16 protein-coding genes are annotated in these 16,261 nt (G+C 71.0%); 14 read left to right on the top strand and 2 right to left on the bottom strand.

Translation table 11 applies throughout. The annotated features are described in order from the left end of the window. From ACFE67_RS06900 to ACFE67_RS06875, 6 genes are all read left to right on the top strand, one after another. On the top strand, positions 1-387 hold a 387-nt coding region (locus ACFE67_RS06900; RefSeq protein WP_375406132.1), incomplete at its 5' end, for a dihydroxy-acid dehydratase. 36 nt (positions 388-423) lie between these two features. Beyond that, positions 424-2,346 (top strand): acetolactate synthase large subunit, encoded by a 1,923-nt coding sequence (locus ACFE67_RS06895; protein ID WP_375406131.1) that lies wholly within the window; start codon positions 424-426, stop codon positions 2,344-2,346. After that, positions 2,343-2,852 carry an acetolactate synthase small subunit gene (gene ilvN, locus ACFE67_RS06890; RefSeq protein ID WP_375406130.1) on the top strand — a complete coding sequence of 170 codons (510 nt, stop codon included), beginning with the start codon at positions 2,343-2,345 and terminating at the stop codon, positions 2,850-2,852. Before ACFE67_RS06895 ends, ilvN begins: the two co-directional genes overlap by 4 nt. Before the next feature lie 26 nt (positions 2,853-2,878). Then, positions 2,879-3,904: a ketol-acid reductoisomerase gene (ilvC, locus tag ACFE67_RS06885; RefSeq protein WP_375406129.1), complete on the top strand. Its 1,026-nt coding sequence runs from the start codon at positions 2,879-2,881 to the stop codon at positions 3,902-3,904. Between the two features lie 272 nt (positions 3,905-4,176). Continuing rightward, positions 4,177-5,298 carry a C40 family peptidase gene (locus tag ACFE67_RS06880; protein ID WP_375406128.1) on the top strand — a complete coding sequence of 374 codons (1,122 nt, stop codon included), beginning with the start codon at positions 4,177-4,179 and terminating at the stop codon, positions 5,296-5,298. Between the two features lie 358 nt (positions 5,299-5,656). Beyond that, the gene (locus tag ACFE67_RS06875; RefSeq protein ID WP_375406127.1) at positions 5,657-6,718 is read left to right on the top strand and encodes a C40 family peptidase; all 1,062 of its coding nucleotides are present in this window, start codon (positions 5,657-5,659) and stop codon (positions 6,716-6,718) included. Positions 6,719-6,738: 20 nt separating this feature from the next. Here ACFE67_RS06875 and ACFE67_RS06870 read toward each other — a convergent pair whose 3' ends face one another. Further along, the gene (locus tag ACFE67_RS06870) at positions 6,739-7,113 is read right to left on the bottom strand and encodes a hypothetical protein (protein WP_375406126.1); all 375 of its coding nucleotides are present in this window, start codon (positions 7,111-7,113) and stop codon (positions 6,739-6,741) included. A gap of 40 nt (positions 7,114-7,153) precedes the next feature. Here ACFE67_RS06870 and ACFE67_RS06865 point away from each other — a divergent pair, with 40 nt between their 5' ends. From ACFE67_RS06865 to ACFE67_RS06830, 8 genes are all read left to right on the top strand, one after another. After that, complete coding sequence (locus tag ACFE67_RS06865; RefSeq protein WP_375406125.1) at positions 7,154-7,549, top strand: PPOX class F420-dependent oxidoreductase; 396 nt, start codon at positions 7,154-7,156, stop codon at positions 7,547-7,549. Between the two features lie 10 nt (positions 7,550-7,559). Continuing rightward, positions 7,560-7,985 carry a hypothetical protein gene (locus ACFE67_RS06860; RefSeq protein WP_375406124.1) on the top strand — a complete coding sequence of 142 codons (426 nt, stop codon included), beginning with the start codon at positions 7,560-7,562 and terminating at the stop codon, positions 7,983-7,985. Next, positions 7,982-8,329, top strand: a complete 348-nt coding sequence (locus tag ACFE67_RS06855) for a hypothetical protein (RefSeq protein ID WP_375406123.1) — start codon at positions 7,982-7,984, stop codon at positions 8,327-8,329. Before ACFE67_RS06860 ends, ACFE67_RS06855 begins: the two co-directional genes overlap by 4 nt. Before the next feature lie 43 nt (positions 8,330-8,372). Then, positions 8,373-9,530, top strand: a complete 1,158-nt coding sequence (locus ACFE67_RS06850; protein WP_375406122.1) for a mannitol-1-phosphate 5-dehydrogenase — start codon at positions 8,373-8,375, stop codon at positions 9,528-9,530. A 137-nt stretch (positions 9,531-9,667) separates the two neighbouring features. After that, a complete protein-coding gene (gene serA, locus ACFE67_RS06845; RefSeq protein WP_375406121.1) occupies positions 9,668-11,260 on the top strand; it encodes a phosphoglycerate dehydrogenase in 1,593 nt (530 codons plus the stop codon). Between the two features lie 137 nt (positions 11,261-11,397). Then, positions 11,398-13,005, top strand: coding sequence for an APC family permease (locus ACFE67_RS06840; RefSeq protein WP_375406120.1), 1,608 nt, complete (start codon positions 11,398-11,400; stop codon positions 13,003-13,005). A 98-nt stretch (positions 13,006-13,103) separates the two neighbouring features. Further along, positions 13,104-14,165, top strand: coding sequence for a 3-isopropylmalate dehydrogenase (locus ACFE67_RS06835; protein ID WP_375406119.1), 1,062 nt, complete (start codon positions 13,104-13,106; stop codon positions 14,163-14,165). Then, a complete protein-coding gene (locus ACFE67_RS06830) occupies positions 14,162-15,271 on the top strand; it encodes a branched-chain amino acid aminotransferase (RefSeq protein ID WP_375406118.1) in 1,110 nt (369 codons plus the stop codon). The genes ACFE67_RS06835 and ACFE67_RS06830 overlap by 4 nt, the downstream gene beginning before the upstream one ends. Before the next feature lie 106 nt (positions 15,272-15,377). On the opposite strand, the gene ACFE67_RS06825 is transcribed toward ACFE67_RS06830, so the two are convergent. Beyond that, a complete protein-coding gene (locus ACFE67_RS06825; RefSeq protein ID WP_375406117.1) occupies positions 15,378-16,232 on the bottom strand; it encodes an Fpg/Nei family DNA glycosylase in 855 nt (284 codons plus the stop codon). Positions 16,233-16,261 lie beyond the last annotated feature (29 nt).

Below are 16,261 nucleotides of genomic sequence, written 5' to 3'. Positions count from 1 at the left end.
GACGTGGTCGTCATCCGCTACGAGGGCCCGAAGGGCGGCCCCGGGATGCGCGAGATGCTCGCCATCACCGCGGCGATCAAGGGGGCCGGTCTCGGCAAGGATGTACTCTTGCTCACCGACGGCAGATTCTCGGGCGGCACAACCGGCCTGTGCATCGGCCACATCGCACCGGAAGCGGTGGACGCAGGTCCCATCGCCTTCCTGCGTGACGGCGACCCGATACGGGTCGACATCGCGGCCCGCACGCTCGACCTACTCGTCGACCAGGACGAACTCGAAGCCCGCCGAGCCGGCTGGGCGCCCCTGCCGCCCCGCTACACCCGGGGCGTGCTCGCCAAGTACTCGAAGCTCGTGCAGTCCGCCGCCGTCGGCGCCGTCACCGGCTGACGCGCGGACCGATCCGACTCTCCTCCAAGGATTCCGATGTCCTCTCCCACCACCCCGTTGCCCTCCGCCGTGCGCTCGCCCGCGCGCGCGACCGGCGGCGACCAGCACGCCACCCGCGCTCCCGAGCCCGAGCTGATCACCGGCGCGCAGGCCGTCGTCCGCACGCTCGAGCTGCTCGGTGTCACCGACGTGTTCGGCTTGCCGGGCGGCGCGATCCTGCCGGTCTACGACCCGCTGATGGACACCGACAAGATCCGGCACATCCTCGTTCGGCACGAGCAGGGCGCGGGTCACGCCGCCGAGGGCTATGCCGCAGCGTCCGGGAGGGTCGGCGTCGCGATCGCCACCTCCGGCCCCGGTGCGACGAACCTCGTCACCGCGATCGCGGACGCCTACATGGACTCGGTGCCGCTGCTCGCGATCACCGGCCAGGTGTTCTCGACGCTGATGGGCACGGACGCGTTCCAGGAGGCGGACATCGTCGGCATCACGATGCCGATCACGAAGCACTCCTTCCTCGTGAAGCAGGCGGCGGACATCCCGCTGGCGATCGCCTCCGCCTACCACATCGCCTCCACCGGCCGGCCCGGCCCCGTGCTCGTGGACATCACGAAGGACGCCCAGCAGGAGACCGCGCCGTTCGTCTGGCCGATCAAGCTCGACCTGCCCGGCTACCGGCCGATCGCGAAGGTGCACGGCAAGCAGGTGCAGATCGCCGCGCAGCTGCTCGCGGCCGCGAAGCGCCCCGTGCTCTACGTCGGCGGCGGCGTCATCCGGGCCGGCGCGAGCGAGGAGCTGCGTGCGCTGGCCGACCTCACCGGCGCGCCCGCCGTCACGACGCTGATGGCGCGGGGCGCTCTGCCGGACAGCCACCCGTCGAACCTCGGCATGCCGGGCATGCACGGCACGGTGCCGGCCGTGCTGGCGCTGCAGGAGGCCGACCTGCTGATCGCGATCGGCGCGCGGTTCGACGACCGCGTGACCGGCAAGGCGTCGCTGTTCGCGCCCGGCGCGAAGGTCGTGCACATCGACATCGACCCTGCGGAGATCGGCAAGATCCGCCTCGCCGAGGTGCCCATCGTCGGCGACGCGAAGGAGGTGCTCGCGGACCTGGCGAGCGCGTTCCGCGACCTCGGCGCGCAGCCCGACGAATCCACTCCCTACGCCGCGTGGTGGGAACGCCTCCGATCCTTGCAGCGCGAGTTCCCGCTCGGCTACAGCGAGCCCGATGACGGACAGCTGTCGCCGCAGCACGTGATCACCCGCATCGGCGAGCTCTCCGGACCGGAGGCGGTCTATGCCTCCGGCGTCGGCCAGCACCAGATGTGGGCGGCGCAGTTCATCAAGTACGAGCGGCCGAACGCCTGGTTGAACTCGGGAGGCGCCGGCACCATGGGCTACGGCGTGCCCGCCGCGATGGGCGCGAAGGTGTCGCAGCCGGACCGCGTGGTCTGGGCGATCGACGGCGACGGCTGCTTCCAGATGACGAACCAGGAACTCGCGACCTGCGTCATCAACCAGATCCCGATCAAGGTCGCGATCATCAACAACTCGTCGCTCGGCATGGTCCGCCAGTGGCAGACCCTGTTCTACGACGGCCGCTACTCCAACACCCACCTGAACACCGGGCACGGCACCGCCCGCGTCCCCGACTTCGTGAAGCTCGCGGACGCGTACGGCGCCCTCGGCATCCGGGTGGAGAAGAAGGAGGACGTCGACGCGGCGATCCGCCTCGCCATCGAGACGAACGACCGGCCCGTCGTCATCGACTTCGTCGTGTCCGCGGACGCCATGGTGTGGCCGATGGTCCCGCAGGGTGTCAGCAACTCTGGCGTCCAGTACGCGCGCGACCACGCGCCGAGCTGGGACGACGACGAGGGCTCCGACGGGCAGGACCCGTACCTGGCGCTGCCGATCGACGAGACCGGTGCCGCGCAGACGGGTCCGGGCGAGCGGTGAGCCGGCACGTCCTCTCCCTGCTCGTCGAGGACAAGCCGGGACTGCTCACCCGTGTCGCCGGGCTGTTCGCCCGCCGCGGCTTCAACATCGAGTCGCTCGCCGTGGGTCAGTGCGAGGTGCCGGGCCTGTCCCGCATCACCGTGGTCGTCGATGTCGAGCTGCTGCCGCTCGAGCAGGTCACGAAGCAGCTGAACAAGCTGATCAACGTGATCAAGATCGTCGAGCTCGAGGTGGAGCAGTCCGTGCTGCACGAGCACGTGCTGGTCAAGGTCAAGGTCGACTCCGCGACGCGACCGCAGGTCCTCGAGATCGTCGAGCTGTTCCGCGCCCAGGTCGTCGATGTGACCCCGGAGGCGCTGGTCATCGAGCTCGTCGCCGGCAGCCAGCGCACCGCCGGTCTGCTGAAGATGCTCGAGCAGTACGGCATCCGCGAGCTGGCGCAGTCCGGCCTGCTGGCCATGGGCCGCGGCCCCAAGTCCATCACCGAACGCATCCCGCGCTCCTGAAGCGCGGAGAAGAAGGAGAACCCCGAATGACCGACATCGTCTACGACTCCGACGCCGATCTCTCCATCATCCAGAGCAAGAAGGTCGCCGTCATCGGCTACGGCAGCCAGGGCCACGCGCACGCGCTGAACCTCCGCGACTCCGGCGTCGAGGTCGTCGTCGGCCTGAAGGAGGGCTCGAAGAGCCGCGGCAAGGCGGAGGACGCCGGGTTCCGCGTGCACACCCCCGCCGAGGCGGCGCAGTGGGCCGACGTGATCGTGATCCTCGCCCCCGACCAGGTGCAGCGCCACCTGTACGCGGACGACATCGCCCCGAACCTCGTCGACGGCAACGCGATCCTCTTCGGCCACGGCTTCAACATCCGCTTCGGCTACATCACCGCCCCCAAGGGCGTCGACGTCGTCATGGTCGCCCCGAAGGGCCCCGGCCACACCGTGCGCCGCGAGTTCGAGGCGGGACGCGGCGTGCCGATCATCGCCGCGGTCGAGCAGGACGCCACCGGCGCGGCGTGGGATCTGACCTGGTCGTACGCCCGTGCGATCGGCGGCCTGCGCGCCGGCGGGATCAAGACCACGTTCACCGAGGAGACCGAGACCGACCTGTTCGGTGAGCAGGCCGTGCTCTGCGGCGGCACCTCGCAGCTCGTCCAGTACGGGTTCGAGACCCTCGTCGAGGCCGGCTACCAGCCGCAGATCGCCTACTTCGAGGTGCTGCACGAGCTGAAGCTCATCGTCGACCTGATGTGGGAGGGCGGCATCGCCAAGCAGCGGTGGTCCGTCAGCGACACCGCCGAGTACGGCGACTACGTCTCCGGCCCGCGCGTCATCGACCCGCACGTGAAGGACAACATGAAGGCGGTGCTGAACGACATCCAGTCCGGCGCCTTCGCGGAGCGCTTCATCGCCGACCAGGACGCCGGCGCCCCGGAGTTCCTCGCGCTGCGCAAGAAGGGCGAGGAGCACCCGATCGAGGCGACCGGCCGCGAGCTGCGCGCCCTCTTCGCCTGGAGCAAGAACGACGACGACTACACCGACGGCTCCGTCGCTCGCTAGCCGGTGAGGCGCACTCTCCGTTGTGTAGGAAGGACATTCCTACAAAACGGAGAATGTGCTGTGGGTGCTCTCAGGGAATGCATCGGCGTACATGCTCGTACCTGATCCGGGCCGGAATCCGTCGCATCTGCCCCGGTGCGTCGTGCTCGTCGGCGGCGTTGCTACCGTCGAAGAATCGGCGGCCACCCGACCGTCGACCGATGAGCACATGCGAGCACCGGGTTGCGCGCGCGGACCGACGTTCGTGCTGAGTCGCCCGCGGGAGAGCGACGATGACCGGACGGATCCCAGCAGGCGGTCTGATCGCCGCGGTGCTCACGGCCGTGCTGGTCGCCGGTGCACCGGGAATCGCCCAGGCGGACTCGCCGCAGCCCGCCACGTCGCCGACCACCTCGACGACGGACAAGACGGCTCAGCAGCTCGCCGCCCGTATCGTCGCGCTGCAGCGCGACGCCGAAGCCACCGGCAAGGTCGCGCAGAAGGCCGCTGAGCGTGCGAACGACGCGCAGACGGCAGCGGACACCGCCGCGAACCAGCTCGCCGATGCGAGCGCCGCCGCGGTCGCCGCGACGGACACGGCGCTCCAGTCCCGCGCCCGCGCCTCAGCCGCCGCCGCGCAGCTGGCCCGCACGGACATCGGCACGCTGCCGCTCGACCTCATGCTGAACGGTCGGACCGCACAGGGCGTGCTCGGCGGGCTCTCGACGTCGAGCCAGCTCACCGCTCAGTCCCATCTGCTCTTCGCCCAGGCGGAGGCGGACCAGGCGGAGGCCACGCGCCTCGAGGGGATCGCCTCCGACCGCTCCGACGCCGCGACGATCGCCGCGCAGAAGGCGGCGACCGAATCCGCGAAGGCGAAGAACGAGGCGGCCTCCGCGAAGAAGGAGGTCGACGCTGCGCTCGACGAGCAGCGCGCGCTGCTCACCCAGAACGGCAGCGACGCCGCGGTCTGCGGCTCGGTCGGCAGCGCCCCCGTCAGCGAGTGCCTCCCCACGGGCGGCACCGCCCCGACCGGCACCGGCGTCGGCGCGCAGGTCGTCCGGTTCGCGATGTCGCAGATCGGCAAGCCCTATGTCTTCGCTGCGGCAGGGCCCGACTCCTACGACTGCTCAGGGCTGACGCTGACGGCCTACGCGAAGGCCGGCGTCTCGATCGGGACCCACTCCGCGACGAACCAGTACGAGACGGCGAAGGCGCAGGGCGATCTGGTGCCCATCGCCGACGCGAAGCCCGGCGATCTGCTGTTCTACACGGGCGGCGGCGGCGACATGTACCACGTCACGATCTACGCCGGGAACGGCCTCATGCTCGAAGCGCCGTATCCCGGTGCGACCGTCCGGGGTGCGCCCGTCCGCACCGGCGATCTCGTCGCGCAGGTCGCGCACTTCGGCTGACGCTCCTTCCGGAGCGCGGAAGCGAGCCGGGACGCCCGCAGGCCCGTCTTCCCCGTGGCGGCGCACGGCGCAATCCTCGCTGTGACCGGGTATTCCAGGGCAATACCGCATCGGGATCACCCGTACCGGGATCGACACGCCGTACACAGATCACGGTCCGATAACACCCTGGATGTGCGTACGGCCCTCATCGCTGCTACGTTCACCCGCGATCGGCCACCCCACCTTGCCGACCGCGACATCGCGACCACCCCGTCGTCCCACTGCACACACCACCTACCCCTCCACCTCGTGCGCTCCGACGGGCTGTGACGCCGTACCCCACGGTGATCGCGATGCGACCACAGGAGGACCATCCGTGCCCATCCACGCCCGGAACATCGCAGGACTCACCATCACGGCAGCCGTCGCCGGCATCATCGCCGCCTCGGGACTGACCACCGCATCCGCTGCGAGCGCGACGTGCAAGGACATCAGCGCGCTGTCCGGGAAGGCCCTGACCAGCTGCATCCACACGCTCCGGCTGCAGGCGAGAGCCGCGGGCAAGACCGCGGAGCAGGCGGACGAGGCGTACCTCGCCGCGAAGCACAGGACGGCGGCTGCGCAGACGCAGGCGACGGCGCTCGGCACCGCGGCCGACCAGGCGGCACTCGTCGCGGAGCGATCCCGTGCCCGCGCCGCCGCGGTCGCCGCGCAGCTCGCTCGGACCGGTGGCTCCCTCGGTCAGACGACCGAGGTGCTGCTCTCCGGCAACGGCGCCACCGAGGTGCTGTACCACCTCAGCCGGATGACCGAGCTCACCTCGGACACCAGCGAGCTCGCCTCCGACGCGAAGCGCGACCAGGCTCAGGCGGACGACCTGCAGCAGCAGGCGTCGCTCGCCGTCCAGCGCGTGGCCTCGGAGGAGGAGGAGGCGAAGGAGCTCTATCGAGCCGCTGAGAAGGCGTCCGACGCCGCACGACTGCTCGTCGCGCAGGCGGAGGAGAAGCGGTCGCCCGGCTCGAACGCCGTGAACGTGCAGGCGTACGCCGACCTGCCGTCGGACGCCTCCGTCGCCGCCACGGTGGTCGCCTTCGCACGTGCGCAGATCGGCGAGCCCTACGTGTTCGGCGCCGCCGGCCCCGGCTCGTGGGACTGCTCGGGCCTGACCATGAGCGCGTTCGCGTCGACCGGTCGGGACATCGGCGGCCACGGCGTCAACGTGCAGTACGAGCTGGCGCGCAGCACGGGCCTGCTCGTGCCGTACAGCGAGGCGCAGCCGGGTGACCTGCTGTTCTACGGCAGCGGCGATTTCTACCACGTGGCGGTGTACTCGGGCGACGGCACCATGATCGAGGCGCCGTACCCGGGCAGGTCGGTCCGCGAGGTCCCGATCCGTACCGCCGACCTGGCGCCGGTGGTGGCGCGCTTCACCAGCTGAGGCGAATCACTGCGCCGTGGTCACACCGCCAGGACGATGAGCGCGGCGAGCAGCACCTGAGCCGCGGCTCGGGGCTTCAGCGGCACGGCGACGGCGCCGAACCGCTCGGGGTTCCGGGCCGCGTACGCGTTCGCGGGGAACACCGCGGCCAGGAACACGACCAGGGCCGTCGCGGCAGCCGGCCGCACAGGCCGGATCAGCAGCCCGGCGGCGCCGGCGAGCTCGCACACGCCCGTGATGCGCACGAGCGCCTTCCCACCGACCGGGCTGCGGTGCGTGATCTCCGGCGGGATCATCGCCGCCATCCCCGTCGCGATGGCCGGTACGAAGTGCGCAACACCAATGCCGGCGAACCCGGCGGCGAGCAGCGGGCGGAGGACGACGCGGGGACTCATGCGCGCCAGCCAATCGCATCGATCCGCGTACCGTGAGCGGATGAGTCCCGAGCTGCTCGCCGCGGGGCGCTCCCGCTACGTCTCCCTCACCACGTTCCGCCGGACGGGGGTCGGGGTCGCGACCGCCGTCTGGATCGCGGAGGAGCAGGACGCGCTGATCGTCGTGACCGGTGCAGGATCGGGCAAGGCGAAGCGCCTCCGCCGGGACCCGCGGGTCGAGCTGCGCGCGTGCACGATGCGCGGCCGCGTCCTGCCAGGAGCCCCGGTCGCGCGCGGCACGGCGGAGCTCGTGACCGATCCGGCCGAGCAGCACCGGCTGCTCGCGGGCCACCGGAGGAAGTACGGGCTGCAGTTCCGGGCGTACCGCGCGGTCGAGCGGCTGCTCGCACGCGGCACCGGGCCGGGCGAGCTCGTGCTCCGCATCACGGACGCGTGAGGCGCCGACGATGACCGATCCGACCGATGACGACGCCTTCAGCTGGGACGGCGACGACGCGCTCGCCCAGCCGAAGCGCCCCGCTGCGCCGCTGATCGACGACCGGCCGAGCGGCGACGGCCCGGACTCGGGCGGCGGCTTCGCGCTGCTCGTGATCGGGATCCTGGGCGGCATCGCGGTCATCGAGACGGCGTTCTGGATCCGGAGCGCGTTCGAGCTGGAGATCGCCGCCTCGATCACCGTCGGCAGGGGCACCCCCCTCGAGGTCGCCTCCTTCGTGCTGAACGTCGCCGGCCGGGTGCTCGCCGTCGCTGCACCGGTGGTGTGGTTCGTGATCGTCGCGTGGCGCGTCCGGCTGCCGTCCCGGCGGCTCGCGCTGCTGGTGCTCGGTGCGGTGCTGCTCGTCCCGTGGCCCGCAGTGCTGGCCGCGGCATGACCGTCCACGTGCTCGCACAGGGCGCCCCGCGGCGGGGTCCGAAGGTTCTCGTGGCGGTGCTGTTCCTGCTCGGGTTCCTCTGGCAGGGCTACGGCGCGGTGTCCAACCTCGTCGCCTGGCTGGGTCTGGCGAACGTGCTGGGGGAGCAGCTCACCGCCACGGCGTGGGTCGTGCTGCTGCTCGGCATCGCGATCCCGATCGTCGCGTACGCCGCCGCCGTGCTGCTGGGCCGGCAGCGATCCGCGGTCGCCTTCGCGCTCGTCATGGTGCTGGCGCTCTGCGCCTCCGAAGCGCTGTCGCTCAGCCAGCTCGCGTTCTTCCTGTCGATCGTCGGGGCGCTCTGACGCTCGGAGCCCCTGCCGGAGTGCACGCGCTAGCGTCGGGGGCATGAAAGCGGTCCACTTCGGCGCGGGGAACATCGGTCGCGGATTCGTGGGGGAGCTGCTGCACGAGAGCGGCTACGAGGTGGTGTTCGCCGACGTCGCGGACGCCCTGATCGACGCGCTCGACGCCGCCGACGCGTACTCCGTCACCGAGATCGGTGCCGGCGGGAAGACCACGGTCGTCACCGGCTTCCGGGCGATCAACAGCCGGACGGACGAGGCGCGGCTCATCGGCGAGATCGCCACCGCCGACATCGTCACCACCGCGGTCGGCCCGCGGATCCTGCCGTTCGTCGCGCCGGTGATTGCGCGCGGCATCGAGCAGCGGATCGAGAGCGGCGAGGACGCGATCGCGGGGACCCGGCTCGCGGTCTTCGCGTGCGAGAACGCCATCAACGCGACGAGCCTGCTCGAGGCGGACGTGCGGGCCGCGCTGCCGGAGGTGGACGCCGATCGTCTCGACGCGATCGCCGTGTTCGCGAACACCGCGATCGACCGGATCGTCCCGGCGCAGGCGCCCGACGCGGGCCTCGACGTGGTGCTCGAGCCGTTCTTCGAGTGGGTCATCGACAGCAGCCCGTTCGGTGGCGAGCCGCCCGAGATCGTCGGCGTGCACTGGGTCGACGACCTGGCGCCCTTCATCGAGCGGAAGCTCTTCACCGTCAACACCGGTCACGCGACCGCTGCGTACCACGGCTTCGCGCACGGCATCCACTCGATCACCGACGCGATCACCGAACCCGGCATCCGCGCGGAGGTGGAGGCCGCGATCGGCGAGACCCGTTCGCTGCTCGTCGCGAAGTTCGGCCTGGACGTCTCGGAGCAGGAGGCGTACGGGAAGAAGATCCTGGGGCGGCTGTCGAACCCGGAGCTGCCCGACACCGTCGAGCGCGTCGGCCGCGGCCCCCTGCGGAAGCTGAGCCGCAACGAGCGATTCATCGGGCCGGCGTCGCAGCTGGCGGAACGCGGCCTGGCCCGCGACGCCATCCTGCGCAGCATCGCCGACGCGCTCCGCTTCGACGTGCCGGACGACGCCGAGAGCGTCGAGCTGCAGCGGATCCTGCGCGACGAGGAGCCCGACGCCGCCGTCACGATGATCACGGGCATCGAGCCGGGCCACCCGCTCTTCGCGGACCTGCTGCAGGTCTTCCGCGCCCACTGACGAGCTAGGTGTTCACGGATCAGGGGATCCGGCAGGCCGGAGGCCGCCGGATCCCCTGATCCGTGAACGCGGGCCCAGCCCCGTCCCGTGACGGTGCGGCGGAACGGGGTGCGCCGCGCTCGGTAGGCTTCCGGACCGTGCCGAAACCCGTCGTGCTGATCGCCGAGCAGCTCTCGCCCGCCACCGTCGCCGCGCTCGGACCCGACTTCGACGTCCGCGATGTGGACGGCACGGACCGTCCCGCCCTGCTCGCCGCGCTGGCCGACGCCGACGCGCTGCTGGTGCGCTCCGCCACCCGGGTCGACGCGGAGGCGATCGCCGCCGGCACGCGCCTGAAGGTCGTCGCCCGTGCGGGCGTCGGACTCGACAACGTCGACATCCCCGCCGCCACCACCGCGGGCGTCATGGTCGTGAACGCGCCGACCTCGAACATCGTCTCCGCCGCCGAGCTCGCGATCGCCCACCTCCTGGGCCTCGCGCGGCACCTGCCCGAGGCGCACGCGTCGCTGAAGGCGGGGGAGTGGCAGCGCTCGAGGTTCACCGGCGTCGAGCTGTACGAGAAGACGGTCGGCATCGTCGGGCTCGGCCGCATCGGCACCCTCGTCGCGCAGCGTCTCGCGCCGTTCGGCGTGACGCTCGTCGCCTACGACCCGTATGTCACGCCGGCCCGCGCGCAGCAGCTCGGCGTCCAGCTGCTGAGCCTCGACGACCTGATGCGCGCCGCGGACTTCATCACGGTCCACATCCCGAAGACGCCGGAGACGACGGGGCTCATCGGCGATCCCGAGTTCGCGGTCGCGAAGCCCGCCCTGCGCATCGTCAACGCCAGCCGCGGCGGGATCATCGACGAGGCGGCGCTCGAGCGCGCGCTCGCCGCACGCCTGATCGCCGGTGCGGCGCTCGACGTGTTCACCGCCGAGCCGCCCACGACCACGGCGCTGATCGCGCAGCCGAACCTGCAGGTCACCCCCCACCTCGGCGCCTCCACCGACGAAGCGCAGGAGAAGGCGGGCGTCGCCGTGGCGAAGAGCGTCCGCCTCGCACTCGGCGGCGAGCTCGTGCCCGACGCGGTCAACGTCGCCGGCGGCGTCATCGACCCCTACGTGCGCCCCGGCATCCCGCTGGTCGAGAAGCTCGGCCAGGTGTTCGCGGCGCTCGCGGACGGTCCCATCGCGAGCCTCGACGTCGAGGTGCGCGGCGACCTCAGCGAGTACGACGTGAGCGTGCTGAAGCTCGCCGCCCTCAAGGGTCTGTTCGTGCGCACGCTCACCGAGAACGTCTCCTACGTCAACGCGCCGCTGCTCGCGGAGCAGCGAGGCATCCAGGTGCGCCTGGTCACCGACCCGGCGAGCAGCGACTACCGCAACGTCATCAGCCTGAGGGGTGCGACGACCACGGGCGCGACGCATTCCGTGTCCGGCACCCTGACCGGGCCGAAGCAGATCGCGAAGCTCACCGAGGTGGAGGGCTACGACGTCGAGGTGGCGCTCGCGGACCACCACGTCGTCTTCACCTACACGGACCGCCCGGGCATCGTCGCGCAGTACGGCGCCGCGTTCGGTGCGGCCGGCGTGAACATCGCGGCGATGCAGATCGCGCGCGACGTCGCCGGCGGCACCGCGCTCAGCGTGCTGACGATCGACTCCGAGGCCTCGGAGGACGTGCTCGACGACATCCGCGCGCGGATCGACGCATCGCACCTCACCGCCATCGATCTCGTCGCCGGATGACGCGCCGCCGGTCGGAACCGGCGGTCGTCCTGCCTCCTGACCCCGGGATCCGGCCGAAACGCGCTCGGGTCTAGGCTCCCGCTCAGATCTCGATGGCCGGACCCGATGACGCGTCCGGCCGCTGGACGGAGGCGCCCGTGTCGGACCCGCTCATCACCACCGTCGCCGCGGACTCGGTGGCAGGGGACAAGGGGCTGAAGAAGGGCGCGATCGGCCTGGTGGGCAGCGTCGTCGTCGCGACGGCCTCCACCGCCCCGGCCTACAGCCTCGCGGCGAGCCTGGGCTTCATCGTCGCCTCGGGCGGCGGCCTGCTCGCCGGGCTGAAGTCGCCGGCGATCATCCTGGTCGCGTTCATCCCGATGTACTTCATCGCACAGGCGTACAAGGAGCTGAACGAGGCGGATCCCGACTGCGGCACCACGTTCACCTGGGCGTCCCGGGCGTTCGGCTCCGTGACCGGCTGGATGGGCGGCTGGGGCATCATCATCGCCGACATCATCGTGATGGCGAACCTCGCCTACATCGCAGGGCAGTACACGTTCGTGTTCGTCGGCGGGTTCGGGCTGCCGGAGGTCGCGGCGCTCAGCGACGACATCTGGGCGTCGACGCTGGTCGGCGTGCTGTGGATCGTCGTGATGACGTCGATCTGCTACCGCGGCATCGAGATCTCCGCGCGGTTGCAGTACGGGCTGCTCGGGTTCGAGATGGTCCTCCTGCTGGCGTTCGCGGTCATCGCGATCGTCAAGGTGGCCACCGGTCACGGCGAGAGCTACTCGGTCGGGTTCGACCTGAGCTGGCTCAACCCCTTCGGCATGAGCTTCGCGGATGCGTTCGCGCCGGCGGTGCTCACGGCGATCTTCATCTACTGGGGCTGGGACAGCGCCGTCGCCGTGAACGAGGAGACCAAGGACCCGGGCAGGACCCCTGGCCGCGCCGCGGTCACGTCGACGCTGCTGCTGCTCGGTACCTACCTGCTCGTCACCATCGCGACCGTCTCCTTCGCCGGCGTCGGCACGAAGGGGATCGGGCTCGGCAACCCGGACAACGCGAGCGACGTGTTCAGCACGATGGCCCCGGAGGTGTTCGGCGGCGGCGGGATCGGCGTCGTGCTGCAGATCCTGTTCGCGGCGACGATCCTCACCTCCGCGTCCGCCTCCACGCAGACCACGATCCTGCCGACCGCGAGGACGAGCCTCTCGATGGCCGCGCACAAGGCGTTGCCCAGCCACTTCGCCCGGATCCACCCCCGCTATCTGACGCCGACGTGGTCGACGATCGGGATGGGGATCGTCTCGATCGTGTTCTTCCTGGCGTTCACCCTCATCAGCCCCGATCTGCTCGAAGCGCTGATCGAGTCCCTCGGCCTGATGATCGCGTTCTACTACGGCCTGACCGGGATCGCGTGCGTGTGGTTCTACCGGAACACGCTGTTCAGGAGCGTCCGCAACTTCGTGTTCCGTGGGCTGATGCCGTTCCTCGGGTTCGGGTTCCTGGCCGTGGTCTTCGTGTACGGGCTGATCTCGTACTCCGCCGTGGACTGGCTGCAGAGCGCGGACGGCGAGAACGTCACGATCTTCGGTGTCGGCGCGGTCGGCGTCGTCGGGGTCGTCGGCCTGCTCGCCGGCTTCGTGCTGATGTTCGTCTGGTGGTCCCGCAACCCCGAGTTCTTCCGCGGCAAGGTCATCCCGCGCGGCGCCTTCCTCGAGGGCGTGACCGTGGACGACGCGAACCGCGTCGCCGACTGACCGTTCCGTTTTGAAGGAGATCCTGCGCGTGCGGCGCAGGATCTCCTTCAAAACGGACCGCTTGTAGCCTGGAGGCCTACGCATGGAGAGGAGCGCCTGTGACCCGCACGATCCGACTCGCGGTCATCGGCGGCGACGGCATCGGGCCCGAGGTCGTCGCAGAGGCGCTCGCGGTACTCGCCGCTGCGGTCGGTGACGAGGCCGTCGTCGAGACGACCGAGTTCTCGCTCGGCGCCGCCCGCTTCCTCGAGACCGGGGACGTGCTGCCCGACGACGAGCTGGCCGCGATCGCCGCGCACGACGCGATCCTGCTCGGCGCGGTCGGCGGGACCCCGGGCGACCCCCGCCTGAAGGACGCGAACATCGAGCGCGGGCTGCTGCTGAAGCTACGCTCCGCCCTCGACCACTACGTCAACCTGCGGCCGACGGTGCTGTGGCCCGGCGTCGAGAGCCCGCTCAGGAACCCGGGCGAGATCGACTTCGTCGTCGTCCGCGAGGGGACCGAGGGGCCCTACGTCGGCAACGGCGGCGCGATCCGGGTCGGGACGTCCGCCGAGGTCGCGAACGAGGTCAGCGTCAACACCGCCTACGGCGTCGAGCGGGTTGTCCGCTACGCCTACGCGAAGGCGGCCGAGCGGCGAGGTCACCTGACGCTCGTGCACAAGACGAACGTGCTCACCTTCGCCGGCTCGCTCTGGAAGCGCGTCGTCGACGCGGTGGGGGCGGAGTTCCCGGAGGTCGCGGTCGATTACCTCCACGTCGACGCGGCCACGATCTTCCTGGTCACCGACCCTGGTAGGTTCGACGTCGTCGTCACGGACAACCTCTTCGGCGACATCCTGACCGATCTGGCCGGCGCGATCAGCGGCGGCATCGGTCTCGCGGCCTCGGGGAACATCAACCCGAGCGGCGCCTTCCCCTCGATGTTCGAGCCGGTCCACGGCTCGGCGCCGGACATCGCCGGCACCGGGAAGGCCGACCCGACGGCCGCCATCCTCTCCACCGCGCTGCTGCTGGACCACCTCGGCCTGACCGCGGCGGCCGGCAGGATCACGGCCGCAGTCACCGCGGACCTCGCCTCCCGAGGATCCTCGGCCAGGACGACGGCCGAGATCGGCACCGCGGTCCGCACCGCACTCGCCTCCCTGGAGCATCGATGACCACCACCACAGCAGCCGCCCCGTTCGCGCTCGAGTTCGACACGACGCCGTCGCCTGCCCGCCGCGCCGACGCCGAGCGGGAGGCGATGCTCGCCGACCCCGGGTTCGGCAGGTACTTCACCGACCACATGGTCTCGATCGCCTGGTCGGAGGCGGAGGGCTGGCACGACGCGGTCGTGCAGCCCTACGGGCCGCTGATCCTCGACCCGGCCGCTGCGGTGCTGCACTACGCGCAGGAGATCTTCGAGGGGCTGAAGGCGTACCGCTGGGCCGACGGCTCGGTCTGGGCCTTCCGCCCCGGGGCGAACGCTGAGCGGATGCAGCGGTCCGCGCGCCGCCTCGCGCTGCCCGAGCTGCCCGAGTCCGCGTTCGTCGCGGCGATCGAGCACCTCGTGCGGATCGATAAGGACTGGGTCCCCGGCGCTCCCGAGACGAGCCTCTACCTCCGGCCGTTCATGATCGCCTCCGAGGCGTTCCTCGGTGTCAGGCCCGCGCACGGCGTCGACTTCCACGTGATCGCGTCGCCGGCCGGCGCCTACTTCTCCGGCGGTATCGCGCCGGTGTCGATCTGGCTGTCCGAGGACTACTCGCGGGCCGGGCGCGGCGGCATGGGTGCGGCGAAGACCGGCGGCAACTACGCCGCGAGTCTGCTGCCGCAGGCGGAGGCGTACGAGCAGGGCTGCCAGCAGGTGCTGTTCCTCGATTCGGAGGAGCGCACCTACGTCGAAGAGCTCGGCGGCATGAACGTGTTCTTCGTCTACCGGGACGGCCGGATCGTGACCCCGGCGCTCGGCACGATCCTCGAGGGGATCACGCGCTCGAGCGTCATCCGCCTCGCGGAGGAGCGCGGTCACGTCGTCGAGGAGCGCCGCTTCACGGTCGACGAGTGGCGCGCCGGGGTCGAGTCCGGCGAGATCGTGGAGGCGTTCGCCTGCGGCACCGCCGCGGTCATCACCCCGATCGGCCGGCTGAAGACGAAGGACTTCGAGATCGGTGCGCCGGACGCCGAGCCGGGTGCGCTGACCCTGAGCCTCCGCGACGAGCTGACCGGCATCCAGTACGGCCGCCGCCCCGACCATCACGGCTGGATGCACAAGCTCGCCTGACTCCCGGATCCGGACATCGTGCGCGGATCCGGAGATCCTGCGCGACACCCCGTGTTCGAGCGCTCGAACATGGGGTGTCGGAGGATTTCTCCGGATCCGCGCAGGCTCAGACGGTGATGCCCAGCCGGGAGAGCGCACGGTCGGCCAGGGGCTTGCCGCCGGTCTGGCAGGTCGGGCAGTACTGGAGCGAGTTGTCCGCGAAGCGCACCTGGCGCACGGTGTCGCCGCAGACCGGGCAGGCCTCGCCGGTGCGGCCGTGCACGCGCATGCCCGCCTTCTTCTCGCCCTTCAGGTCCGCCATGTGCAGGCCCTCGGAGCGGCGGATCGCGTCGGCCAGCGTGGACCGCATCGCGTCGTAGAGGCGGTGCACGTCCTCCTGCGGCATCGCAGCCGGTTTGAACGGCGACATCTTCGCGACGTGCAGGATCTCGTCCGAGTACGCGTTGCCGATCCCGGCGATCCGCGCCTGGTCGCGCAGCACGCCCTTGATCTGAGCGCGCCCGGCCGCGGCCAGCACCTCGGCGAACCGCTCCTCCGTGAACGCGTCCGCCAGCGGGTCCGGACCGAGGGTGGCGAGCCGAGGCACGTCGAGCGGGCTCCTGACGACCGAGATCGCGAGGGACTTCTTCGTGCCGGCCTCGGTGATGGAGACGCCGGAGCCGTCGTCGAGCGCGATCCGCGCGGCGATCGTGCGGTTGCGTGCGGTCGGCAGGACATCGAACCACCGGATCCAGCCCGCTTTCGCGAGGTGGATCACGAGGTGCAGGTCGCCGAGATCGATGTCGAGGAATTTGCCGAAGTGCGTCACGTCGCGCACCGTCTCGCCGATCACGGCGGAGGCTGGCGGGTCGAACGTCTTCAGCGCCGAGATCGCCGAGACGTCGAACCGGGCGATGGCGTGCCCGACGAGCCGTGCGGCGAGGTCGTCGGCGAGGGCATGGACCTCCGGCATCTCGGGCATGCGCTGATTCTGCCCCTCATCAGGCGATG

The sequence above is a fragment of the uncultured Amnibacterium sp. genome, assembly GCF_964244015.1.
Taxonomy (GTDB): Bacteria; Actinomycetota; Actinomycetes; order Actinomycetales; family Microbacteriaceae; genus Amnibacterium.
This window is presented reverse-complemented; position numbering and strand designations above follow the sequence as displayed.